The organism is Paenibacillus sp. NPDC055715 (assembly GCF_053617595.1).
Map to the genome: position 1 here is coordinate 486270 of NZ_JBSHGA010000002.1, position 25406 is coordinate 511675.

Genomic DNA, 25406 nt, shown 5'->3' on the forward strand with positions numbered 1-25406 from the left:
TTGCGGCGGGCGTTCCTGAATGAATACTTGTTTACAAGATTATGCTAGTGCGGCTCAGCCGTTTTTGATGCGATTGGGCAGTTTTTTGACCAGACCCTCATCGGGTGTGATGAAGAGCGTTCGTTGATGATCGTAGATAACAAAGCCGGGCTTGGCTCCGCTAGGCTTGCGCACATGACGGATCAAGGTGGCGTCTACGGGCACGCTGCTGGACTGTTTGGCCTGGCTGAAATAGGCAGCGAGCTGAGCTGCTTCCTCCAGCGTTGTGTCTCCGAATTGCTCGGCGCGAATAACGACGTGTGACCCCGGAATATCCTTTGTATGCAGCCACGTGTCATTAGGCCCGGCCAGTCGGTTCGTCACATATTCGTTCTGCAAGTTGTTTTTGCCGACCAGAAGCTCGATGCCTTCGGATGACGTATATACATGTAAGGTTGGACGATCCGTTTTCTTCTTTTTCTTCCCTTTTTTGACCCGGTCTCGGAGATAGCCTTGCTGAACCAGTTCTTCACGTATTTCCTCGATATCGTTCATGGAGGCATGAGCCAGTTGCTGTAGGAGATTGTCCATATACCGAATTTCTTCGTATGTTTTCTCCAGTTGTTCATCAATGACAGCCAGGCTGTTTTTATATTTATTGTACTTTTTGAAGTACCGTTGCGCATTATCTGATGGGCCCAGCAACGGGTCCAGCGAGATGGTCATCAGACGCTGTTCTTCATCATAAAAGTTGGTGAGCGTCACTTTCTTGTCGCCCTTCTTCACTTCATGCAACGAAGCGAACAGCAGTTCCCCATAAATGCGAAATTGATCGGCATCCTCCGCCTCAGCTAAATCCTGATGCAGATGGTCGAGTTTTTTTACGTTTTTACTCCGTTCGTTTTGCAGGAAACGCAGCAGGTCGCTGACCTTTTGCTTGACCGTATCCCGTTCTGCTTTTTCACCAAAAAAGTCCTCCATACACTCACTGATTGTAGTGTATTCTTTGCGCTCTCCTTGAATCAATGTAAGGGGAATGGCTGAAAATATCATTTTTTCCTGTGCGTTCAGACCGGATACCGGCTGAAAACGATGATTCCGCACGTCGTCCATGATGTGACTGAATGTATTCCACAGCGGACGATAATCGTCAGCAGGTGCTTCGTTGGAAACTCGGGTCAGCATCTCCTCGGCAATGAGGGGACTCAGTCCAGTAAAGGTGTTCACGATCCAGCGTTTGGGAGCTTCTTCGGCTTCGATAGCTGTCTGATAGGAGGAGGCAAAAGCCGTTTCTTCCGTTTCCAGCGGATTCAGCTTATTTTGTTCAGGAGGCTCCGTATATTGAAAGCCGGGCATGATGACCCGATAGCTGCTGATGGACGGTGTGACATGATGGATGCCGTCCAGCATAACGCCTGTTTCCGGGTCAAGCAAAATAATGTTGCTGTGCCTGCCCATTAGCTCGATGATCATCCGCTTGAGTGAAATATCCCCCAGCTCATCGCGCTGACGCACATCCATGTGGATAATGCGCTCCATGCCCACCTGGGTAATTTTCTCGATGATACCACCTTCGCAGTGCTTGCGAAGCAGCATACAGAACATAGGGGCCTCCGTCGGATTGAGAAAGCTTTGTTCTGTAAAATGTACACGCGGGAATGTCGGGTTGGCCGACAGCAGCAGCTTGACGCTCCCACCTTGAGCCCGCAGATTCAGTAAGATATCGTGATCGTTCGGCTGATGTATTTTATTGATGCGCCCGCCCCGGATGCTTTGCAGCTCGTGTACAATAGCGCGGGTTACGATTCCGTCCAATGCCATAATGTCTGTTCTCCTTTGAAGCAAATATTTTTGCCTTCCTTCTATGATACATAACTTTGGGAAAAAACTTAAGCGACAGTGTGATATTTCAGGTCCTGTCCGAATAGATTGAATCTAGAAAGTCTGTCCAGCTTATCAGCATTCGTGGCACAAACACGCAATAACGGGCAGCCATCCTACGCACTACCGACGGAAACGGACTATCTGACCGGGAGGGAATTGGGGAGAATGGAACAAGCACATTGGCACCAATTAAGCAATGAACAGCTTTCAACAAGCCTGGAAGTCGACCCGAAGCAGGGTCTTTCGGAGGAACAGCTTGCGGAAAGAAGAGAAAGGTCAGGATGGAATGAGCTGAGCGAGGGGAAGCGTGTCTCACCGATCCTGCTGCTGCTGAACCAGTTCAAGGATTTTATGATGCTCGTACTAATGGGAGCCACACTGATATCCGGCCTGCTCGGCGAATATCTGGATGCGATCACCATTATTGCTATTGTTGTGCTGAATGGAATTCTTGGTTTTGTGCAGGAGGCTAGAGCGGAACGTTCGCTTCGAGCTTTGAAGCAGCTGTCCGCTCCGACCGCTAAAGTACTGCGGGGAGACAAACGGATTCAGATTCAGGCCAGAGAGCTGGTGCCGGGTGATATCGTGCTATTGGAAAGCGGCGATCGTATTCCCGCAGATATAAGATGGCTGAGCACGAACGGCTGCGATGTGGAGGAATCCGCTCTGACTGGCGAATCCGTTCCAGTGAGCAAGCATTGCCGCCCTATTCATGCCGCTGAGGTACCGCTGGGAGATCAAAAGAACATCGGCTTTATGGGCACCATGATGACCAGAGGTACAGCTCAGGGGGTCGTTATTCGTACAGGTATGAATACGGAAATGGGCAAAATCGCAGACTTGATCCAAAATACGGAGTCTCAGGAGACCCCGTTGCAGCACAGACTGGAGCAACTGGGCAAAATTCTGATCATCGTAGCACTGGCGTTAACGGTGCTTGTCGTCGTAGCAGGTATCATGCATGGACAGCCAGCGATGAGTATGTTCCTGGCCGGGGTGAGCTTGGCTGTAGCGGCTATACCGGAAGGCTTGCCTGCCATTGTGACGATTGCGCTCGCCTTGGGCGTACAGCGTATGATCAAACGCAAGGCGATTGTGCGTAAGCTCCCTTCAGTTGAAACGCTCGGATGTGCATCTGTCATTTGCTCTGACAAAACCGGTACGCTGACCCAAAACAAAATGACGGTCACCAAGCTATGGGTGGACGGTCGCTTCTGGGGAGTAACGGGAGAGGGCTATGACCCGCACGGACATATTATGGATAGGGATACTCCTGCGGATCTCAAAAACGGACAATCACTTCGCAGACTGCTACAAGCCAGCGTGCTATGCAACAACGCTGAAATTGTTCAAGCCGACACGGATGAGCTGCGCTCGAAAAAGAAAACCAAGGAGCCGACGCCGTCCGCTGTTTGGGAGCTGAAAGGCGACCCGACGGAGGGAGCGCTTGTCACGTTAGCCGCCAAGGGTGGGGTTACGCGCCAAGGGCTGTATGAGCTGTATACACGGGAACGCGAATTTCCTTTTGACTCGGAGCGGAAACGGATGTCTGTACTTGTACAGCATCAGGGAGGGCACATCGTCTTTGCCAAAGGCGCGCCGGATGTGCTGTTGGGTCAGTGCTCCTACATTTTATGGGAAGGAAATGTCGTTCCACTGACGGGCACGCTGCGCCAAAAGATGCTGGCAGCCAACGAAGGAATGGCCTCGGAGGCACTGCGTGTACTCGGTGTGGCTTACCGGGATATCCGCTCGCATGAGCGTGTCGTCTCGGTGGAAGAGGCTGAGAATCAGCTCATCTTCATCGGCCTCACAGGCATGATTGATCCGCCGCGCCGCGAGGCCCGCGAAGCTATTGGCAAGTGCCGACGTGCGGGTATCCGCACCGTGATGATTACGGGCGATCACGGTACAACGGCCGAGGCCATTGCGCAGCAACTAGGTATTTTTCAGCGCGGCTCGCATGTGTTGACCGGACAGCAGCTGTCTGTGATGGATGATGCGGCGCTGGACAAAGCAGTTGACATTGTCTCCGTGTATGCACGGGTGTCCCCGGAGCATAAGCTGCGGATTGTCAAATCGTTGCAAAGACGTGGGCATGTCGTAGCCATGACCGGAGATGGCGTGAATGACGCGCCAGCGATCAAGGCGTCGGATATCGGTATTGCGATGGGCATCACAGGAACGGACGTGACCAAAGAAGCGGCTGCACTCGTGCTCAGCGACGATAATTTCTCGACGATTGTAGCGGCAATCGAAGAAGGACGGAACATTTACGAAAATATTCGTAAATTTATCCGTTATCTGCTTGCTTCCAATGTTGGTGAAATTTTGACGATGTTTTTCGCGATGATGGCCGGTCTGCCGTTGCCGTTACTTCCGATTCAGATTTTATGGGTAAATCTGGTGACCGACGGGCTTCCGGCGATGGCTCTGGGTGTGGATCAGCCGGAAAAGGATCTCATGGAGCACAAGCCACGCGGCGCGAAGGAAAATATTTTTGCCCGTCGTCTCGGCTGGAAAATCATTAGTCGGGGCCTGCTGATCGGCTTATGTACGCTTGCGGCTTTCTGGCTGACGCTGCGTATCGCGCCTAATGACGCAGGACAACTGGTCAAGGCACAGTCGGTCGCCTTCGCCACGTTGGTGCTGGCACAGCTCATTCATGTGTTCGATTGCCGCAGTTCCCGTTCTATTTTCCACCGTAATCCGTTTCAAAATAGTTATCTCGTACTTGCCGTGCTGTCTTCATTGGTGCTGATGCTGGTGGTTATGTACGTACCTGTGCTGCAACCTATTTTCAAAACGGTGCCGCTTAGTTTCCGCGAATGGGCGCTTTCCATTGTCGCTGCTGGTATTCCGACCTTCCTGATGGGGGCGGGAAGCGTATGGGGCGGCAGACGCAACCATCGTCGTGGCGGACATACCCGCTTCACTCCGGGATGTACGAAGTTTTCGGCTTAAGCTTCCGGCTCTACTCGGGTACAGACATACATGCATCACTTTTCCCTTTTTGTCCTGTATGCTATCATGGAATCCAAGCTTCATAAGGAGCACGAGATTATCAGCAACGGCGGGGGAAAGCTATGGAATTCACAAAAATGCACGGATTGGGTAATGATTTTATCGTTTGGTTTGGGCATCAAGAATTGCCTTCTGACGCTTCGGAATTGGCTGTTCGGCTGTGTGACCGACATTTTGGTGTCGGCGCTGACGGTCTGGTATATATATTGCCATCTGAAAAAGCGGATTTCTGCATGCGCATCATCAATTCAGACGGTTCGGAGGCTGAGCAATGCGGAAATGCCATCCGTTGTGCATCCAAATATGTGTATGACCGCAAGCATATCAGCCGTGAGCAGATCACGATTGAGACGCTGGGTGCAGGTGTGCAGCAGGTCGAATTGACTGTAATGGACGGACTTGTACGTCAAGTGAAGGTCGATATGGGAGAACCGATTCTGGATGGCTTGAAAATTCCCACCATGCTGGATCTGGCTAGTGTCATCAACCAGTCCATCGAAGCTGGAGGCAGCGGCTTTCGTTTTACAGCTGTATCCATGGGCAATCCACACTGTGTCATTTATGTTGAGGATGCACCTGACTTTGATCTGGAAGCGTGGGGACCGAAGCTGGAATGCCACCCGCTGTTCCCTAAAAAAACAAATGTTGAGTTCGCTACGGTACGAAGCCGTGGACAAATTGACATGAGAGTATGGGAGCGGGGAGCCGGGCCTACGTTGGCATGCGGAACCGGAGCCTGTGCTACGCTTGTGGCGTCTGTACTGAACGGATACAGTGACCGCCGCGCGATGGTCAGCCTAAAGGGCGGCGATCTGGATATCGAATGGAACGAGAATGACAATCATGTATATATGACAGGTCCGGCTGAGGTTGTGTACGACGGCCGTTTGTCCTGAAATTAGCGAATACAGCGTGTGATACAGAATGATAGAGGTAAGCGTGATGAAGACCTTAGCGGGTCTTTTTTTTGCCTTTTTTCGTGTGAAATGAAGAAATACGGAGAGTGAAGCAACATTCTGTCTTTTTTTGACGTATGAACCATGTATAATATAGAAAATGAGAAAACGATAAGGAGGCCGTTCATGGTTGTACCGATGAGTTCTTGTACTGCCTTTTCCAGACGGTTCACGACTACGGCGATGAAGCATTTTAACGGTATCTATTTAATGACTCCATTTATGTTCTATGAAATGACGGCGGAGCTGACTTCTTATGTATGGCAAAAATCCAGCTGCGTGCGGGCCCCCTTGTTTCGACTATAATAATCAATTACAATAGTATAATGGATGTGATGCCGATGTCATTGAGTATGACCGGATACGGTCAAGCCATTCTTCATTATGAAGGATATAAAGTGCGCTTGGAGCTGAAATCGGTGAATCACCGCTATTGCGAAGTGATGATGAGGCTTCCACGCGAATGGACTCGTTATGAAGATGGCTTGAGAAGAACGGTTCAACAGCAGATCAAGCGCGGCCGTGTCGACGTCTTCATTCACAGGGAACGTGATGATGAACAGATACCCGCCGCACGGTTGAATGACACTGTAGTGCAGGCTTACTTGCATGCAGCGGAGCAGTTGGCGGATCGGTATGGCGTGAAGGGAACGTTGGGTATAAGCGACATTCTTGCGTTGCCTGACGTTCTGGGTGAGCCTGGTGAGGCTTGCGATGGAGACGAAGAGGGCTGGGAAGAGCAGCTTCAGCAAGCATTGAATGAAGCATTGCAGGGATTGCTGGACATGAGAAGGCGAGAAGGCGGGCATTTGGTGCAGGATGTGGAATCCCGTATTTCGCGTCTGGAATCCCTACATTTTGAAATGACGGTGCAGGCTCCTCATGTTGTGAGCGACTACCGTAACAGGCTTAAACACAGGCTTACTGAGCTTCAGGACGGTTCATTTACGCTTGATGAGCATAAGTTCGGAATGGAGATTGCTTTATTCGCGGATCGCAGCAGTATTGATGAGGAGCTTACCCGGCTTCAAAGTCACTTTGGGCAATGCAGGGGATTGCTGCTGTCGGACGAGCCAGCCGGCCGCAAATTAGATTTTTTAATCCAGGAAATGAACAGGGAAGTCAACACGATCGGCTCCAAGGCCAATCATCTTGCGCTAGTTAATTTAGTCGTGGAGATGAAGGCGGAGCTGGAAAAAATTCGTGAGCAGGCTGCAAACATCGAGTAGCTACCTGGTAGCGGCACGGCTGCAATAGTCACATGTATAGGGGGAAAGACCTGAATATGGCAATCAAATTGATCAATATTGGCTTCGGCAATATCGTGTCGGCCAACCGAATTATCTCCATCGTCAGTCCGGAGTCTGCTCCGATCAAGCGGATTATACAAGAAGCTAGGGACCGTCATATGTTGATTGACGCTACCTATGGCCGCCGGACACGGGCTGTTATTATAACGGACAGTGATCATGTGATCTTGTCTGCGGTGCAGCCGGAAACGGTCGCTCATCGGCTATCCACTAAAGATGATGACAATGACGAATAAAAATGGAGTGTACTATGGCTAAGGGATTATTATTTATATTATCCGGACCTTCGGGTGTCGGCAAAGGAACGGTAGGCAACGCACTGCGTGAGAAACTGCCGGAATTGACATACTCGGTTTCCGCGACAACCCGCACACCCCGCAAGGGTGAACAGGACGGAGTTAACTACTTTTTTAAGTCGCGTGAACAGTTTTTGGGCATGATTGAACGGGATGAGCTGCTGGAGCATGCAGAGTACGTAGGAAACTATTATGGCACTCCACGTGATTTTGTAGATCAGACGCTTGCGCAGGGAAAAGATATTTTTCTGGAGATTGAGGTTCAGGGAGCGCTCAAAGTGAAGGAGAAATTTCCTGATGGTATTTTCATTTTCCTGCTTCCGCCTTCGTTGGATGAATTGAAGGACCGGATTCGGGGACGGGGTACAGAAACTCAGGCAACCATTGATCACCGTATGTCGGTAGCTGTGGATGAAATGAATCTGTTGCGTCACTATGATTATGCGGTTATCAATGATGAGATTGATTTCGCTTGTAAACGAATAGAATCCATTATTATCGCCGAACATTGTAAGGTCCATCCATAAAACAGGGCTTTACATATGCCAAGCGTATTTAAAGAGAAAATGACTATACAAGCTGAACTCGGGAATGTACACTGGAGTTTAGCTTGTATAGTCCCAAAACTACATGAAGAGGTGTCTATTCGTGCTGTATCCTTCCATTGATGAAATGATGAAAAAGGCAGATAGTAAGTATTCGTTGGTTGTAGCGGCTTCACGCCGTGCCAGACAGTTGCGCGAGGGTGAGAAGACGACTCTCAAGAATCCTAAATCCCACAAGCAAGTTGGAGTGGCGTTGGAAGAGATCTACGCGGATCATTTGCGACTTGAAAGCGGCGAAGACGAATAAGAATTATAGACAATTATTATAACCGGGCGCAATGCCAATTCCTTTGACAACCGCAAGGTTGTTATTTTTTTCGGTCAGGGGGAGTTAACGATGTTGAAGGGGAAAGTCATTATTCTTGGTATTACCGGCGGAATTGCCGCTTATAAAGGGGCTACGCTGTGTAGTAAGCTAACGCAAAAGGGAGCTGAGGTTCATGTCATTATGACGGCATCCGCGAAGCAGTTTATTACCGAGCTTACGCTTCAGTCGCTCTCTCGTCATCCGGTATACAGTGACACGTTTGATGAAAGAGAACCATCCGTCGTATCCCATATTCATTTGGCGGACAAAGCCGATCTGGTGCTGGTTGCTCCTGCAACCGCGAATATCATCGGGAAAATGGCGCATGGGCTTGCTGATGATATGCTGTCCACAACGCTGCTGGCTACGAAAGCACCTATTATGGTAGCACCTGCTATGAACGTGCATATGTACACTCATCCCGCAGTAATGCAAAATATGGACACGCTCGTATCCCGCGGTGTCATGATGATTGAGCCAGGTGAAGGCTTGCTGGCTTGTGGTTATGTTGGCAAAGGGCGGCTGGAAGAGCCTGAAACCATCATACAAACGGTAGAACGATATTTTGAACAGCAAGAGCAGGAAAGTAAAGGTGTCACCAACAAGCCGGAGCCACGTTGGTTTGGCGGAGAAGCTGTGGATTCAGGTGGACAATCGCAAGGTTCGCTACTGAATGGCGATGAACGGCTGCTGTCAGGCAAAAAAGTGATTGTAACTGCTGGGGGTACAATCGAGAGGATTGATCCGGTACGTTATATTACGAATGATTCTTCCGGTAAAATGGGCTTTGCCATCGCAAAAGTGGCTCAGGAGTTGGGTGCCGATGTGCATTTGATTGCTGCAAATACAAGCGCGGAGCCTCCTGTGGGCATTTTAATTGAAAGAGTTCAGTCCGCTGACGACATGTATAGCGCTGTGCTCAGACAGTGGGAAGATTGCGATTTGGTCGTTATGGCTGCTGCGGTTGCAGACTATCGACCGCGTGAGGCGGCACGGACCAAAGTTAAAAAGAAGGATAGTACATTTACGCTAGAGTTAGTGAAGAATGTCGATATTCTGGAGTCACTCGGACGCAGCAAGAAGCATCAATTTTTAATTGGCTTTGCTGCGGAGACAGGGAACCTGGAGACGTATGCCATGGATAAGCTGGAGCGGAAAAATTGCGACCTTCTTGCAGCTAACGACGTGACCGCTGATGGAGCAGGCTTTGGCTTCGATACAAATGCTGTACAAATTTACGACCGCGCCGGGATGGTAGAACGTATTCCTGTGCAGTCGAAGGAAGAAGTAGCACGTAAGCTGCTTACGATAGCGGCTGGACGTATGGGTGGGGTGTTGCATTAATGGAAATGGGCAATTTAGTTGCCAAGGTTATTGTAGATGTGCCCGCCAAGAATACGGATCGTACTTTCGATTATCTGATCCCCGAGTCGATGCGGCCATGGATTGAGCCGGGTAGCCGGGTTGCAGTGCCGTTTGGCAAACGGACGGTGCAGGCTTTTGTCATCTCGGTAGTACCTGCTGAGGAGCTGCCGAAATATCGGATGAGGGCGATACAGGAGCTGCTGGATTTGGTACCGCCCTTGTCTCCGGATCTGGTAGAACTGGGTAAATGGATGAGCGAACGCTATGCCTGCAATCAGATTATGGCGCTGCAAGTGATGATTCCTACAGCGTTAAAGGGCAAGGCCGAACGTTATATTTCTATCGCTGAGCAGTATGAGTTCGCAGATCATCCGCCTGCTGCTGACGTTTTGGATTACGGTTCAGAAGCGGATACACATCGAACCATGCGGCCGGATATGAGGGGAGAACCCGAATGGGCTCTCCTTATTGACGATGGCATGAGCGACCCGGCTGAACGCCAGATTGTCAGATTTATTCAGGAGAAGGAGCAAGTCCCTCTTCAGCAGCTAAGTCGCCATTTTCCCGAAGAAGCAGAGGTTATTAAATCGCTGTTGCGCAGGGGTGTGCTTCAGGAGAGTCAGGTTATTAAAGACAAGCTTGGCAAGAAGACTATGAAAGCCGTGGATTTGGCTATCGGTATAGAAGAGGCCTCAGCGGCATTAGAGCAGTTTTCCGCCAAAGCGCAGCGTCAGCGGGAGGTACTTGCTTTTTTGCTGGAACGTAGCGAGTTTCTGCCTCTGCCGCTGAAGGAAGTCATGACCTCGCTTAGTGTATCAGCCTCAACGGTCAAGTCGCTGGAGGATAAGGGCTATGCGGTGCTTGAGGATGTAGAGGTGTTCCGCGACCCTTATCGGGGTAGAAACTTCAAGCCTACGAAGCCATTGCCGCTCACTGAAGAGCAGCAATACGTGTATGAACGGATCATCCGGCAGTTGGATACGCGTGAGCAAGGAGCTTATTTGCTGCATGGAGTTACGGGCAGTGGTAAGACAGAAATTTATTTACAGACGATTCAACGCTGCATTGAGCAGAATCGTCAGGCGATTGTGCTGGTTCCGGAAATATCGTTAACACCGCAAATGGTAGAGCGTTTTAAAGGTCGCTTTGGCGATCAGGTCGCGGTGATGCACAGCAGACTGTCCGGGGGCGAACGTTACGACGAGTGGCGCAAAATACGCGAAGGCCGTGTGAAGGTGGCGATTGGCGCCCGCTCGGCTGTATTTGCGCCTTTTCGTAAACTGGGTCTTATTATTATGGATGAGGAACATGAAACCTCCTATAAGCAGGAAGAGACACCCAAATACCACGCGCGTGACGTGGCCGTACGCAGAGCCCATCAGCATGGGGCTGTGGTTATTCTTGGCTCGGCTACGCCGTCGCTGGAAAGCTATTATGCAGCCCGCTCGCAAAGCAATGACGAGTTTGCGCCGCTGCTGCTTGAAATGCCGACTCGCGCACTAGGGAACTCATTGCCCGAGGTGCATATCATGGATATGCGCGAGGAACTGCGTGCTGGCAACCGTTCCATGTTCAGCCGCGCATTGCATAACGGAATCGCAGAGCGGCTGGAGCGCAAGGAACAGACAGTATTGCTGCTGAATCGGCGTGGACATTCCACGTTCGTCATGTGCCGTAGCTGCGGCTATGTGGCGGGTTGCCCGCATTGCGATATTTCGCTCACATATCATCAGCGCTCGAATAATTTACGTTGCCATTACTGCGGCTATTCTGAGCCCGTGCCTCAGGTCTGCCCGGAATGCGATAGTGAGCATATTCGCTACTTTGGCACAGGTACTCAGCGAGTGGAAGAGGAACTGGCAAAGCTGTTTCCCGGTATACGTGTCGTGCGGATGGACGTCGATACAACGACGGAGAAAAATGCCCATGAAAAGCTGCTCAAGCAATTTCGTGATAAAAAAGCGGATGTACTGCTCGGCACCCAAATGGTTGCCAAAGGACTGGATTTTCCCGATGTGACGCTGGTGGGTGTCATCACAGCGGATTCGGCGCTTAATTTGCCGGATTTTCGGGCTGCGGAAAAGACATTCCAGTTGTTAACACAGGTAGCCGGACGCGCCGGACGGCATCAATTGCCTGGAGAAGTGTTCGTGCAAACCTATACACCAGAGCATTATTCGGTTATTCACGCGAGTCGGCACGACTACGGTTCTTTTGTCAGGGAAGAATTGAAACACCGTCGTAATCTGCATTATCCACCGTATTGCCGTCTCATTTTGGTAACCTTCACTCATGAACAGCTCCCTATACTGGTTCGACTGGCTGAGAACTATTCAGCCACACTCCAAGGGAGGGCGAGACAAAGGGGGTGGTTCGGCAATATGGATCGGCTTACATCGGATGTACTTGACATTTTGGGACCTGTAGCTTCACCAATTTCGAGAATCAAGAATAGATACCGATTTCAATGTATGATAAAATGGCGTGGAAATATAGACGCGATTGGTCTGGCCCAGCAGGTAGCTGATGAAATGGCTGAATCCGCACAGGTCCAAAAGCTACTGATCAGTCTGGATGTCGATCCGCAAATGCTTATGTAGCGTAGGCGCAAAAGTTTTCGGCACAGTTAATGCGGACAAGCCGTCCGTACATAGGATAATGTAGCAGTCGCGCTTGTTGTGAATACGATGAAGCTCAAATAAAGAATAAAGAGGAAGGTGTTCTATTGTCATGTCAATTAGAATTATAGTGTTGGAACCGGATGATGTATTGCACAAAGTAGCAAAGGAAGTTACTAAAATTACGCCTAACGTGCAAAAGCTGCTCGACGATATGGCAGATACCATGTATGAAGCTGAAGGAGTGGGCCTTGCTGCTCCACAGGTAGGTATTTTGAAGCGTCTAATCGTTGTGGATGCCGGGGATGAGCACGGTTTAATTAAAATGATTAATCCTGAAATTGTGTCCGAAGAAGGCGAGCAATTGGGTGCGGAGGGCTGCTTGAGTATTCCTGGGTTAAATGGTGATGTTCGTCGTGCCGAGAAGGTTAGCGTCAAGGGGCTGAACCGTGAGGGTAAGGCGATTACGGTTACAGCGACAGGATTGCTTTCTCGTGCTTTTCAACATGAAATTGACCATTTGAACGGGGTTTTATTCACGGATATTGCGGAAAAGGTATATGAGGTTGCTCCGGAACAGCCAGGACCGAACCGTCAGACAGGAGAGTGAGGTTCGATGATTCAAGACATTCGTATCGTCTTTATGGGCACGCCGAATTTCGCTGTGCCTTCGTTGAACATGCTGCTGGACAATGGCTACAATGTAGTCGGTGTCATTACGCAGCCGGATAAGCCGCAGGGACGAAAAAAAATATTGGCGCCTACGCCAGTCAAGGAAGCAGCGGAGAAGCGCGGGTTGCCTGTGCTTCAACCGACCCGCTTGCGCCAGTCGGAAGCAGTGGCTCAGGTAGCGGAGCTGCATCCTGATCTGATCGTGACAGCGGCTTATGGGCAGATTTTGCCCAAATCTGTATTGGACTTGCCCCGTTTCGGCTGCCTGAATGTGCACGGTTCGCTGCTCCCCCGTTATCGGGGAGGGGCGCCGATCCAACGTGCCATTATTAACGGCGAAACCGTTACAGGTGTAACGCTGATGTATATGGCGGAAGGACTGGATACCGGCGATATGATATCGCGGGTTGAGGTTGCTATTGAACCGGAGGATACATCCGGTACGATTTTTGAGAAGCTGAGCATAGCTGGAGCAAAGCTTTTACAGGATGAGCTGCCTAAGCTGCTGGCAGGGCAATCAGGCCGTACGCCGCAAAACGAGGAAGAGGCAACCTACGCACCGAACCTGAATCGTGACGATGAGCGTATTCCGTGGAATGACAGTGCGCAGCAAGTATACAACCGGATTCGCGGGCTGGTTCCGTTTTCCGGTGCATTTACGCTGTGGGAAGAAAATGTTTTTAAAATATGGGCGGCTGAGCAGCCTTCCATCCATAGTGAAGCGGCTAGTGCAAATGCTCCGGGACCCGGGACAGTTCTGCAATTGACTGCCCGTGGCATTGAAGTACAGACGGGCAAGGGCACTATATGGCTAACACAGGTGCAGCCGGCAGGCAAGAAGGTTATGGAAGCCGGGAACTTTGCGCGTGGTGGTCAGATGAAGCCGGGCACGGTGCTCGGGTGAGCGGCGGTCACTCCCGTCAGGGAGGCCAAGGCAGGGATGCTGGTGCCAGAGCAGGCAAGACTCGTAACCAGACGGCTAGAGAAGTTGCACTGGACGTGCTGACGGGAGTTGAGCAAGAGGGTGCATATAGCAATCTTGAGCTGAATCGTCGGCTTCAACAGGCGGGTTTGTCCGCGAGTGACGCTGGCTTGGCGACGGAGCTTGTATACGGTACAGTTGCACGCCGAAATACGCTGGATTATTTTTTAAACAAGTTTGTTCAGAAAGGAACAGCCAAGCTTCAGGCTTGGGTGCGTTCTTTGCTGCGAATGAGTGTGTACCAGATCGTATATCTGGATCGCATTCCGGATCATGCAGTCGTTAGTGAAGCGGTAACCATTGCCAAGCGTCGCGGACACCAAGGGATTTCAGGGATGGTCAACGGCGTGCTGCGCAGCATGCTGCGTGAGCCGGACAAGCTGCGCATTCCGGACGGGCTGTCAGCCGAGGAACGGATTGCATTGGAGCATTCCCATCCACAGTGGCTGGTTAAGCGTTGGATCAAGCAATACGGTGTGGATATTGCGGAAGCCATCTGCCGCGCTAATAATGAGCCACCAGCGGTCAGCGTGCGGGTGAACACGACAATGACCAGTCGTGATCAGCTCTTGAACGAGATGCTTGCGAAAGGGTTGGATGCCGTTCCATCGGTGGTTAGCCCTTACGGAATTGTTGTTCGCAGCGGTGGAAACATGGCGCTCACCTCCTGGTATACGGACGGTTTGCTGTCCGTGCAGGATGAAAGCTCCATGCTCGTCGCCGAGGCGGTTGCGCCTGAGCCGAATATGCTGGTACTGGATTGCTGCGCTGCCCCGGGCGGCAAAACAGCTCATATGGCTGAATTGATGAAGGATCAGGGCCGGATTATCGCCAACGATCTGCATGCTCACAAACATCGGCTAATCCAGGAACAGGCAGACCGGCTAGGGCTGGATGCCGTGGAAACGGTCACCGGAGACGCACTTGAGTTGAAAAATCGTTATGCTCCCGCATCATTTGACCGCGTTTTGCTCGACGCGCCATGCTCCGGTTTTGGAGTGATCCGCCGCAAGCCTGATTTGCGCTGGAGTAAAACTCCACAGGATGTCCGCGACATCACACAGCTCCAGCATGAGCTACTGGACAACGTAGCTGAGCTTTTAAAGCCGGGCGGTATTCTGGTATACAGTACATGCACGATTGAGCCGGATGAAAATGAAGGGCAAATCACCCGTTTTTTAAGTGACCATCCCGAGTATGAACTGGCAGAAGGACATTTCTTATCAGACGTAACTGACGGCATGGATCATGCTCAGTGTGGATCGATACAGCTGTTGCCGCAGCATTTTCACAGCGACGGATTTTATATCGCGCGTCTGCGCCGGGTGAAGTAGTTCGTAAGAATCCCGCAGGCATTCAACCACCAACATTTCCACATTCCGCCGGATATCATCCGGCGGTTTTTGCATTGGGACGAAAAATTTTTACCCTCTTAGAGATTTGTGTTAAAATAGGAAGAATGAAAAACACTGTCTGTGAGAATGAAACAGAACTTAATGAAGAAGGAACGGGTGCAAACATTGATGAAACCTTTTATATACGATTTAACTCTGGAGGAGTTGCAGGACTGGGCCAAGCGCAATGGCGAGCCTGTTTTTCGCGGAGGACAAATTTTTGATTGGCTATATGTGAAGCGGGTCAATGATTTCAGTGAGATGACGAATTTGTCCAAGTCGCTGAGAGAGAAGCTTGAGGACCAGTTCAGCTTTGTGACGCTTCATGAAATTACAAAGCTGGAGTCGAAGGACGGTACGGTAAAATTCCTGTTTGGTCTGCATGATGATCATGCTATCGAGACAGTTATTATGAGACACAATTACGGAAACAGTATTTGTGTAACGACTCAAGTAGGCTGCCGGATCGGCTGTACATTCTGCGCTTCTACACTTGGAGGACTCAAACGTAATCTGACCGCCGGTGAAATTACTGCGCAGGTCGTTCAGGCACAGAAAATTTTGGATAAGACGAATGAACGTGTGAGTAGCATCGTCATTATGGGTTCGGGTGAGCCTTTTGAAAACTATGAAGCGACCATGACATTTTTGCGTACGATGATTCATGAAAAGGGTCTGAATATTGGTCAGCGTCACATCACGGTTTCGACCAGTGGTATCGTGCCGAATATTTACAAATTTGCGGACGAGGATACCCAGATCAATCTGGCAATATCCATTCATGCGCCTAATGATGCGCTTCGTTCGAAGCTGATGCCTGTAAACCGGCGTTATCCTTTTCAGGATGTTATGGAGTCGCTTCGTTATTATCTTGCTAAAACAGGCCGGAGAATTTCGTTTGAATATGCCTTGATTGGCGGAGTGAATGATCAGGCGGAACATGCTGAAGAACTGGCGGACGTGCTGAAGGACATGCTGTGCCACGTTAACCTGATTCCGGTTAACCATGTGCCTGAGCGCAAGTATGTGCGCACATCGCGCAGTGATATTTTCAATTTCCAGCGCATTCTTGCCGAGAAAGGCGTCAATGTGACGATCCGGCGTGAGCAGGGTCATGATATCGCCGCTGCGTGCGGCCAGTTGCGTGCAAAGCATATGGAGTTGGGGTGAGACCATTTGATCAAAACAGTTCATGTCAGCCACGTCGGACGTGTACGTTCGGTGAATGAGGATTCTGCCTGGATCAGGCACTTGGAGCAGGGGTATATTCTTGGAATTGTTGCCGACGGCATGGGGGGTCATTTGGCCGGTGATACGGCCAGCCGTCTTGCGGTTGAGACACTTGCCGCTGATTTGGCGACGCTGGAGAGCGGGTTATCCGCGCATTCTTTGACAGCGGCGCTTAGCGACGCTATTTTGCATGCTAATGAAGTCATCTTCCAGACGGCTGCCCACGATGACAAGTATCATAATATGGGAACAACGGTTGTAGCCGTTTTGTTAAACGATGCCTCCGGGATTATCGGACATATCGGGGACAGCCGTGCCTATGTGATTTCTAAAGGAGCGGTACGTCAGATTACGGAAGATCACACACTGGTCAATGAGTTATTCAAAAACGGTCAGATCAGCAAGGAAGAGCGGGAGAACCATCCCCGCCGCAATGTGTTAACGCGAGCGCTGGGTACTGATTCCGAGGTGCTGGTGGATATGGATTCCATCTCCCTGGAAAAAGGCGATGTGCTGTTACTGTGCAGCGACGGGCTGAGCAATCTGGTGACGGAGGAGCAAATTAGTAAAGTAGTAGGTGCCGCCGAGAATCCTCTGGAGGAACGAGCGGATCGTCTACTGCATCTGGCGCTGCTTGCCGGAGGCGACGACAATATCACGGTAGCTTTGTTTGAATTGCCTGATGACACAGTTTCGTTGAGTGAAAAGGGGTGTGACGCATGATCGGACACCTGCTTGGGGGAAGATACGAAATTATTGAGCGCATCGGCGGCGGCGGTATGGCGCTGGTGTATAAGGCTCAAGACATTCTGCTGAATCGTAATGTGGCGGTCAAGGTGCTGCGTCAGCAATTTGTTCATGATGATGAATTTATTCGCCGGTTTCGGCGTGAGGCACAGTCTGCGGCCTCCCTTTCCCATCCGAATGTGGTCAGTATTTATGATGTCGGCCAAGAGGATGAAATCCATTATATTGTAATGGAGTGCGTGGAAGGCAAAAATCTGAACGAAATTATTAAGGAACGTGCCCCGCTGCAAGTGGATGAAGCGGTACGGATCGCTTCTCAAATTTGTGATGCGCTGGAGCACGCTCACCAAAATCAGATTATTCACCGGGACATTAAACCGCATAACATATTGATCGGACGCAACGGAAGGGTCAAGGTAACCGATTTTGGGATTGCTAGAGCCGTCACGTCAACGACGATTACCCAGACAGGCTCTGTCGTGGGCTCTGTCCATTACTTTTCACCTGAGCATGCGAAGGGAGTCGTCACCGGCGAGAAATCGGACTTATATTCTTTAGGGATTGTCTTATACCAAATGCTGACGGCGCAGCTTCCTTTTCTGGGAGAAAGTCCGATCAGTGTAGCGCTCAAGCATCTGCAAGAGGAGTTTGAGGAACCGCGCAAAATTAATCCGTTGATTCCGCAAAGCGTGGAAAACGTCATTTTAAAATCCATGCGCAAAAACCCGGAGGAACGTTATCAATCTGCGGATGAAATGCTAAAAGATTTGGAGACATGCCTGCTGCCGGGACGCCGTAACGAATCCAAACTGGAATTCACACATTTGGATGACGAGGATCAAACGCGGATTATTCCGGCTATTAAGCCACAGCAAATGGGAATGTCCTCCAGTGGAGACGACGTGCCTGCCCAATCCGGCGATTTTGAAAAACTTCAGAGCAAGCAAACGACTAAAAAAAGTAAAAAGAAGTCGATTTTGTGGATAACCCTGGTGCTCGTGTTGCTTCTTTGCATGGGTGGCGTGGTGTACTATGTGCAAAATTTGCTTATCGTCCCTGACGTTGAGGTGCCGAATGTGGTGACCAAAACCGAGGAGCAGGCCAAACTGCTGATCAGTCAGTCCGGATTGTCCATTAAGGACCCGATTAAGTATGAGTATAAGGATGGGGTTGCGCCCGGAGTTGTTTTCTACCAGAGCTATCCAGATAAATCTGTGGTTAAGAAGGGAACAGGAATTGAACTGAAAGTCGGGATTGCCAAGCCGCTTACTCCGATGCCGGATGTCAAAGGCCAAAGCTTCGAGAATGCTGTTAAGCTGCTGACCGCCCAGCAAATTAAGGAGACGCAGATTCAGCAAAATGAGCAGTTCAGTGATCAGGCTGAAGGGACTGTCCTTAGTCAGACACCCGCTGCTAATGAGCCATTTGATAAAGATTCAGTCCAGGTTGTGCTCACAGTCAGCAAGGGTGCTGACACTGTAAAAATGCCGAGTCTGGTAGGGAAGACGCAGAACCAAGCGGAAAATGAGGTCAAAAAGGCAGGGTTGAAGGTTGGCTCGGTCAAACAGGAATTCAGCTATGAGCAGGAAAAAGGCAAAGTAACCAAGCAGTGGCCGTCAGAGGCTGGCAGTGATTTGCCTCCAAATACGGAAATTACTTTTTATGTAAGCAATGGATATCCGCCAGAAGCCATTTCGTTGCCATTTAATGTGCCAGTTGCGCCGAAGGAAGAGGGTAAAAACAGTAAGATTCGTATTACTTATACGGATGCACGCGGAGAAAACCAGGAATGGGGAAGCCGTACGATTAATACGACACAAGTGTTCACTATTAATCTGTTGCTGGCTCCGAACAAGGACAGTGTTGTCTCTGTATACAGAGATGGACAATTTGTTGATACGTATCCCGTTTCTTATATTGACGCGAAGAATGGAACGGTGACGATGCCTCAAATCGCTCCACCTGCTGGAACTACACCGACGGATACGCCAGAGGGTACTTCTTCACAGAATGGCAGTGGAAGCGCCGAACAAGGGAATACCGGGGATTCTCCAAATGATAGTGGTAATAAAGGGGGCGACTCGAACAATCATGATGGCACCGATGGTAACGGTGAACCGTCCGCATTTGCCCCCGAAGCCGGCTCCACGGGCGTAACACGTGGTAAGTTTGCCGTTAAACACACAATCGATTCAGGTAATGGAAAGGTCCTCCACAAAAAAAAGGGTGAAGTCGTTGAGGCTGTAAAGCATCAGTAATTTTGCCGGAGGTCAGTATACTATCCGTTATTCGCTTTCACTATTCGAATTTTGGAACTTAAACATATAAAGGAGGACGGCTTACACATGCCTGAAGGTCTGATCGTCAAGGCGCTCAGCGGATATTATTATGTCTCCAGTCTGGATCAGAATGGGCGGCCGGTATCCGGCGAAGCTACGGTACAATGCAGAGCACGCGGAATTTTTAAGAAAAAAGAGATTACGCCGCTTGTCGGCGACCGGGTCGTTTACGAACTGACTGAAAACGGGGAAGGTATGGTTAATGAGATTCGGAAGCGCACGACGGAGCTCATTCGCCCGCCAGTGGCTAACACTAGGCTTGCCGTACTGTTGTTTTCCTTACGTGAGCCGGATTTAAATCTGCCGTTGCTGGATAAATTTTTAGTGCATATTGAGCACGCCGGGCTGGATACGATCATCTGTCTGACAAAGCGCGATTTGTATGAGGGCAGTCCTTCGGAGGATGAGATGGTTTTGGCTGTTCAGGAAATGTACCGGAAGATTGGTTATGAGGTACTGGTGACCAGTGCTCGTACCGGGGAAGGTACGGCTGAGCTTAAAAAGCTGTTGGCTGGTCAAATCAGCGTGTTTTCAGGGCAGTCAGGTGTAGGGAAGTCTTCTATGCTTAATGCGCTGGAACCCGGCTTAACGCTGGAGACGAGCGCCATTAGCAATAAGTTGGGCCGGGGGCGGCATACAACTCGTCATGTGGAATTAATTCCGCTCGACAATGGCGGTTTTGTAGCAGATACACCGGGTTTCAGCCAATTGGATTTTCTGGAGCTGGGCGTGGATGAGTTATCCCCATGTTTCCGTGAATTCCAGCCTTATGCAGAAGGATGCAAATTCCGAGGCTGTACTCACATTCACGAGCCTGGCTGTAAAGTGAGAGAGGCCTTGGCAGAAGGACAGATTTCGCAGGGGCGATATGACAGCTATTTGCAGTTCTATAATGAGTTAAAAGAAAAAAAGCGGAGGTACTGAGTATATGTTAAAAATAGCACCGTCGATTTTATCCGCTGATTTTGCTCGTTTGGGTAGTGAAGTTGCGGAAGCTGAAGCAGGGGGAGCAGACTGGATTCATGTGGATGTCATGGATGGTCATTTTGTATCCAACATTACATTAGGGCCTCCTATCGTTCAGGCTATTCGTCCGCATACGAACCTTCCTCTGGATGTTCATCTGATGATTGAGCATCCTGAACGTTACATCGGCGATTTTGTGAAGGCAGGAGCTAATATCGTCACTGTTCATGCCGAAGCTTGTGTTCATCTGCACGGGGTCATTCATTTGATCAAGCAGCAAGGTGCTCTTGCGGGTGTGGCCCTCAATCCGGGCACTTCACCATATGCGATCAAGGAAGTGCTGCCAAATGTAGATATGATTCTGGTTATGACCGTTAACCCTGGATTTGGAGGGCAGTCTTTTATTCCGGAGACGCTGGATAAAATCAGACAGATTCGCACATGGTTGAATGAAGTCGGCCGTCCGGATGTACATATCGAGGTAGACGGAGGTATCGCCGAGGAGACAGCCCCAGCCGTATTTGAAGCAGGAGCTGACGTTCTGGTGGCTGGTAGTGCGGTATTCGGCAGAGCGGACCGTGGAGCGGCTATTGCGGCTATTCGGGACAGTGCAGCTCATTTGTCCAAGTGAAGCTGACCGAAGCCCTGTGGACGACGGTAGCGAGTATGGCGACAGGTGTGATCCTATGCTGCTTCTCGCTGGTGAAGGGCTCCCTGGAATGCTCTTCTTTCACTCGTTGCCGTTCTTATTGTGCTGTTTTATTTTCGTAAATGAACGGCGCGGTTTGCGCATTGGCCTTGTAATAAGCAGATGCTTTATTATATCCTATTTATTTTCATACTCTCGGCATATCCGTATGTTTGTGGACTTGTCTAATGGTATAGCATGGGATGGATGTGCATAAATATGGTTACATGAGCGGGATTCTCATGTAGCCTTTTTTTGTATGGCAACAACCCATGACAGGTTGCATAAACTACAGAGAACGGATGCACGAGGATGATGGGGAGGGTGAAGCATGAAGTTCTATACAATCAAGCTGCCAAGATTTCTGGGTGGATTCGTCAAAGCCATTCTGAATACATTCCAGAAAAGCTGAATTTCGCGTAACGTACACACAGGATGCAAAATGAAGAGCAAGGTACACAGGGCATGCTTCCCGGGCACAACAACAGACAGGTAGCTAGGCATCAAATGGCAGGAACGCGCGGGAAGATGCCTGACATTTTGACATCATGGATCGAATGGACGTAACATTTTGAATAACCAAAAAAGCACCCGTTTAAAACGAGGTGCCTTTTGTTTATAACATTATTTTTTTGCGACTACACGCGAGTCACTTTACCGGCTTTCAATGCACGAGTGCTGACATAAACGCGTTTCGGTTTACCGTTAACGAGAATACGAACTTTCTGTACGTTGACGCCCCAAGTACGGCGATTACGGTTGTTAGCGTGAGATACGTGGTTACCGGTGCCAGGCTTTTTGCCTGTTACAGAACATTTACGAGACATGATTCCACCTCCTATTCTGAAAATAACCAAGTTCCGTATGGAACGGGTCGTTCTTCAGGCCGACTGGGTCAGTCGGACTTTGTAAGTCACTAACCTGAACAAAACAATACTTATATATAATATCATAGTCAAAAAAGCTCCGTCAACCGATTCAAAAACTTTATTTATTTCTCTTACACATTATAGTACAATATGGAATAGCTATCGCTGTGATTATTCTTGTAATAGTTGGAATGTGAATTCTTATCCCAGTCATGCTGGACAGATCAGAGGCGGAACCATATTTATCATTCCAGCCAATGTTTCAGTGTCGGGTGGTTGACTGGTTTTTCATATATATGACCTGTGGAAGGCTGATCAGGCCGTGAGTACGAAAAGCTTGCGAAAGTGTGACATTCGTATTCGTTGTCTGGCTTTAGTATAATTCAATTAAACCTGCTCGCACAGATGAACATGATGGTGCGGAAGGCTGATTGCAAAACAAGTGTATTAAGCTAGGAAGGGGAATTCTCTTGAGTAATCGTTCTTTGAATGGAACAGATTTTACCGCAATGGTTTTAGCCGGGGCGGAACAATTACAGCAGCATACGGAACACGTCAATTCGCTTAATGTATTTCCGGTGCCGGACGGTGACACAGGAACTAACATGAATTTGACGATGAGCGCGGGCGCAACAGAATTAAAGAGGGGAGGTCCTTCCTCCATCGGTGTCATGTCCGGCATATTATCCAAAGGTTTGCTGATGGGAGCCCGCGGCAACTCAGGGGTTATCCTGTCTCAGTTGTTTCGTGGCTTCAGCCGTTACGCTGCCCCATACGAGGAAATGAATACCCTTCAGTTCGCATCGGCATTGCAGAGCGGGGTGGATGCGGCCTACAAGGCGGTGGTTAAGCCGGTGGAGGGTACAATTCTTACCGTGGCGAAGGAAGCGGCCAAGCATGCTGTGTTTTTCTCACGCCGGACGAATGACATTACTGAACTGATGGAAGAAGTGCTTGCCAAAGCGAAGGAAACGCTTGCCATGACGCAGGACATGCTCCCGGTACTGAAGCAAGTAGGGGTTGTGGACTCGGGTGGACAGGGACTTGTGTATATTTATGAAGGGTTCATGCAGCATCTTGGGAACGGTTTGGCGACAGCTCCGATTGTAAAAGGAGAGAATGTACGCACTGCTTATGCTCCTCATGTATCCGAGAGACCGACTGCTGCCGCAATTGCTCCTTCATCGGATGCACCGATTTCGGCGCAGGCGAAGCTTGAAACGGAAAATATTGAGTTTTTATATGATATGGAGTTTTTTATTAATCGACAATTGGGAGAAGCCAAAGGTACAGACTTTGATGAGGAAGCCTTCCGTAAAGCGTTATCTGTGGATGGAGACTCTATCATTGTTATTTCTGACGATGATGTTATTAAAGTTCATGTTCATTCCAAGGCTCCGGGCGAAGTTTTGAATCTGGCGTTACGCTACGGGGAAATTACACAGATCCGTATTCTGAATATGCGCGAGCAGCATCGTGATTTGTTATCTGCGGGTATGGATGGCGCTCCTGAGCCTGAGTGGTTTGCTGAAATACCGGCTGAGCCTGCACGTAAGGAGGAGCCATCTGAGCCACCGGCCCATGAACTGGCACCCTATGGGTTTATAGCAGTGGCTTCGGGTGAAGGAATTGCTGATATTTTTAGAAGCTTGGGTGTGGATGTTGTCCTTTCCGGTGGTCAGACGATGAATCCGAGTACGGAAGACTTCGTTAATGCAGCTCGCTCGATTGCGGCTCAGCACATTTTTATCCTGCCGAATAATTCCAATATTATTCTGGCGGCAGAGCAGGCGCGTGAACTGCTGGAGATGGAGCGCTTGGTGTCGGTTATTCCGAGCAAAACGATCCCTCAGGGCATTGCTGCGGCATTCGCTTTTCAGGAGGAAGAAGCTTTCGAGGCCAATCAGGACAGCATGCGGGACGCGGTCAGCCGCGTGAAATCAGGGCAGGTAACCTATGCGGTACGGGATACGACGCTTGATAACCTGCACATTACGGCCGGCCATTATATCGGTATTCAGAATTCCAAAATTGTGGCGACCGAGGAACAGTTAATCGCAACGTCTCGTCTTTTGCTGACCAAAATGCTGGTGAATGGCGATGAGATCGTTACGATTCTCACAGGCTCGGATGCGAAGCAAGAAGATACAGAGCAGCTCGTTGCATGGCTTGAAGAAAATTACCCGGATGCTGAAGTGGAAGTTCATGAAGGCGGTCAGCCGATTTATCCTTACCTCTTTTCGGTGGAAGCTTGATGGGCTGTAGAGCGTCCATAGAAGCTCACCATAAAAGGAGATCTGACCGATGAGCAACACCATCATTGTGACCGATAGCACGGCTGATATTCCACAGGAACTGGTAGACCGTCTTGGTATAGTCATTGTGCCGCTGACGATGATGTTCGGCAGCACGACTTACCTTGACGGTATTGAGATGTCTGCCGCGCAATTTTATAGCGAACTGGTACGGGCTGATGACCTGCCTACGACGTCACAGCCTTCACCAGCCCGTTTTTTGGAGACGTACACGACGCTGCTGGAGCAATCCCCCGAGAGCCAGATCGTCTCTATTCATTTATCCTCCGGTGTGAGCGGAACGTATCAGTCCGCTCTGCTGGGCAAATCCATGCTGGAGAAGCATGAAGATAGAGTGACCGTGGTGGATTCCAAATCAGCTTCATACGGATACGGCATGCTAGTGGTTTATGCGGCAGAGCTTGCTGCTGCCGGGCAATCCCCGGCTGATATTGTTCAGGCTGTGGAACGTCTTGGGGAGCGCCGTTGTCTGTATTTCCTGGTGGATACACTGGAATACTTGCAAAAAGGCGGACGTATTGGCAAGGCAGCGGCTATGGTTGGTACGTTGCTTAACATTAAGCCCATTCTTTCGATTGACAAAGAAGGCATTATTTATTCGGTTGATAAGGCGAGAGGACATAAAAAAGCGACAGCACGAATTATTGAACTGCTGGAGCGGGATTTAAAGGGCCAAAAAATTAATATTGCTGTGGGTCATACGGCAGATCGCTCGGTGGCAGAGGTGTTCGAGGCTCAACTGGCAAAGCATTTTGAGCTAGGAGATCGAATCTATACCGAACTTGGCGCTGTCATTGGGGCTCATGTAGGGCCAGGAACGATTGGAATTTTTGTATGGCCGGCCGGAGATGAGAGGTAAT

At 49.8% G+C, this 25406-nt stretch carries 23 protein-coding genes; 21 read left to right on the forward strand and 2 right to left on the reverse strand.

The annotated features are described in order from the left end of the window. Positions 1 to 54 precede the first annotated feature (54 nt). Complete coding sequence (locus ACWGOO_RS06695) at positions 55 to 1800, reverse strand: Rqc2 family fibronectin-binding protein (protein ID WP_452481987.1); 1746 nt, start codon at positions 1798 to 1800, stop codon at positions 55 to 57. Between the two features lie 228 nt (positions 1801 to 2028). Here ACWGOO_RS06695 and ACWGOO_RS06700 point away from each other — a divergent pair, with 228 nt between their 5' ends. The 19 genes from ACWGOO_RS06700 to ACWGOO_RS06790 all read left to right on the forward strand — a co-directional run bounded on the left by ACWGOO_RS06700 (position 2029) and on the right by ACWGOO_RS06790 (position 21929). Then, positions 2029 to 4827, forward strand: a complete 2799-nt coding sequence (locus ACWGOO_RS06700; RefSeq protein WP_452482052.1) for a calcium-translocating P-type ATPase, SERCA-type — start codon at positions 2029 to 2031, stop codon at positions 4825 to 4827. Between the two features lie 122 nt (positions 4828 to 4949). Beyond that, positions 4950 to 5783 (forward strand): diaminopimelate epimerase, encoded by an 834-nt coding sequence (gene dapF, locus ACWGOO_RS06705; RefSeq protein ID WP_452481988.1) that lies wholly within the window; start codon positions 4950 to 4952, stop codon positions 5781 to 5783. A gap of 186 nt (positions 5784 to 5969) precedes the next feature. Further along, complete coding sequence (locus tag ACWGOO_RS06710; RefSeq protein WP_452482058.1) at positions 5970 to 6149, forward strand: hypothetical protein; 180 nt, start codon at positions 5970 to 5972, stop codon at positions 6147 to 6149. 35 nt (positions 6150 to 6184) lie between these two features. Then, positions 6185 to 7072, forward strand: coding sequence for a YicC/YloC family endoribonuclease (locus ACWGOO_RS06715; RefSeq protein ID WP_452481989.1), 888 nt, complete (start codon positions 6185 to 6187; stop codon positions 7070 to 7072). A 56-nt stretch (positions 7073 to 7128) separates the two neighbouring features. Further along, positions 7129 to 7389 carry an extracellular matrix/biofilm regulator RemA gene (remA, locus tag ACWGOO_RS06720; protein WP_005548256.1) on the forward strand — a complete coding sequence of 87 codons (261 nt, stop codon included), beginning with the start codon at positions 7129 to 7131 and terminating at the stop codon, positions 7387 to 7389. A 14-nt stretch (positions 7390 to 7403) separates the two neighbouring features. Next, positions 7404 to 7976, forward strand: a complete 573-nt coding sequence (gene gmk, locus ACWGOO_RS06725) for a guanylate kinase (protein ID WP_452481990.1) — start codon at positions 7404 to 7406, stop codon at positions 7974 to 7976. Between the two features lie 121 nt (positions 7977 to 8097). After that, the gene (gene rpoZ, locus ACWGOO_RS06730; protein ID WP_013310893.1) at positions 8098 to 8301 is read left to right on the forward strand and encodes a DNA-directed RNA polymerase subunit omega; all 204 of its coding nucleotides are present in this window, start codon (positions 8098 to 8100) and stop codon (positions 8299 to 8301) included. Between the two features lie 90 nt (positions 8302 to 8391). Next, positions 8392 to 9705 (forward strand): bifunctional phosphopantothenoylcysteine decarboxylase/phosphopantothenate--cysteine ligase CoaBC, encoded by a 1314-nt coding sequence (gene coaBC, locus ACWGOO_RS06735; protein WP_452481991.1) that lies wholly within the window; start codon positions 8392 to 8394, stop codon positions 9703 to 9705. Continuing rightward, positions 9705 to 12326 (forward strand): primosomal protein N', encoded by a 2622-nt coding sequence (priA, locus tag ACWGOO_RS06740; RefSeq protein ID WP_452481992.1) that lies wholly within the window; start codon positions 9705 to 9707, stop codon positions 12324 to 12326. The genes coaBC and priA overlap by 1 nt, the downstream gene beginning before the upstream one ends. 130 nt (positions 12327 to 12456) lie before the next feature. Next, a complete protein-coding gene (def, locus tag ACWGOO_RS06745) occupies positions 12457 to 12954 on the forward strand; it encodes a peptide deformylase (protein ID WP_452481993.1) in 498 nt (165 codons plus the stop codon). A gap of 6 nt (positions 12955 to 12960) precedes the next feature. After that, entirely contained in the window at positions 12961 to 13920 is a 960-nt protein-coding gene (gene fmt / locus ACWGOO_RS06750) for a methionyl-tRNA formyltransferase (protein WP_452481994.1), read from the forward strand. Beyond that, positions 13917 to 15332: a 16S rRNA (cytosine(967)-C(5))-methyltransferase RsmB gene (gene rsmB, locus ACWGOO_RS06755; protein ID WP_452482053.1), complete on the forward strand. Its 1416-nt coding sequence runs from the start codon at positions 13917 to 13919 to the stop codon at positions 15330 to 15332. Before fmt ends, rsmB begins: the two co-directional genes overlap by 4 nt. Positions 15333 to 15521: 189 nt before the next feature. Next, positions 15522 to 16562: a 23S rRNA (adenine(2503)-C(2))-methyltransferase RlmN gene (gene rlmN, locus ACWGOO_RS06760; protein ID WP_452482054.1), complete on the forward strand. Its 1041-nt coding sequence runs from the start codon at positions 15522 to 15524 to the stop codon at positions 16560 to 16562. Between the two features lie 6 nt (positions 16563 to 16568). Beyond that, positions 16569 to 17345 (forward strand): Stp1/IreP family PP2C-type Ser/Thr phosphatase, encoded by a 777-nt coding sequence (locus tag ACWGOO_RS06765; protein ID WP_452481995.1) that lies wholly within the window; start codon positions 16569 to 16571, stop codon positions 17343 to 17345. Next, the gene (gene pknB / locus ACWGOO_RS06770) at positions 17342 to 19627 is read left to right on the forward strand and encodes a Stk1 family PASTA domain-containing Ser/Thr kinase (RefSeq protein ID WP_452481996.1); all 2286 of its coding nucleotides are present in this window, start codon (positions 17342 to 17344) and stop codon (positions 19625 to 19627) included. The genes ACWGOO_RS06765 and pknB overlap by 4 nt, the downstream gene beginning before the upstream one ends. A gap of 87 nt (positions 19628 to 19714) precedes the next feature. Then, positions 19715 to 20632, forward strand: coding sequence for a ribosome small subunit-dependent GTPase A (gene rsgA, locus ACWGOO_RS06775; protein ID WP_452481997.1), 918 nt, complete (start codon positions 19715 to 19717; stop codon positions 20630 to 20632). A 4-nt stretch (positions 20633 to 20636) separates the two neighbouring features. Next, positions 20637 to 21305, forward strand: coding sequence for a ribulose-phosphate 3-epimerase (rpe, locus tag ACWGOO_RS06780; protein ID WP_452481998.1), 669 nt, complete (start codon positions 20637 to 20639; stop codon positions 21303 to 21305). Between the two features lie 388 nt (positions 21306 to 21693). Then, positions 21694 to 21774: a stage V sporulation protein SpoVM gene (spoVM, locus tag ACWGOO_RS06785; protein ID WP_014282289.1), complete on the forward strand. Its 81-nt coding sequence runs from the start codon at positions 21694 to 21696 to the stop codon at positions 21772 to 21774. Positions 21775 to 21797: 23 nt separating this feature from the next. After that, the gene (locus ACWGOO_RS06790; protein ID WP_452481999.1) at positions 21798 to 21929 is read left to right on the forward strand and encodes a hypothetical protein; all 132 of its coding nucleotides are present in this window, start codon (positions 21798 to 21800) and stop codon (positions 21927 to 21929) included. A gap of 71 nt (positions 21930 to 22000) precedes the next feature. On the opposite strand, the gene rpmB is transcribed toward ACWGOO_RS06790, so the two are convergent. After that, on the reverse strand, positions 22001 to 22189 hold the full coding sequence (rpmB, locus tag ACWGOO_RS06795; protein ID WP_014282288.1) for a 50S ribosomal protein L28: 189 nt from the start codon (positions 22187 to 22189) through the stop codon (positions 22001 to 22003). A gap of 512 nt (positions 22190 to 22701) precedes the next feature. On the opposite strand from rpmB, the gene ACWGOO_RS06800 reads away from it, so the two are divergent. Then, positions 22702 to 24486 carry a DAK2 domain-containing protein gene (locus tag ACWGOO_RS06800; protein ID WP_452482000.1) on the forward strand — a complete coding sequence of 595 codons (1785 nt, stop codon included), beginning with the start codon at positions 22702 to 22704 and terminating at the stop codon, positions 24484 to 24486. 49 nt (positions 24487 to 24535) lie between these two features. Next, a complete protein-coding gene (locus ACWGOO_RS06805) occupies positions 24536 to 25405 on the forward strand; it encodes a DegV family protein (RefSeq protein WP_452482001.1) in 870 nt (289 codons plus the stop codon). The last annotated feature ends 1 nt before the right edge of the window (position 25406 follow it).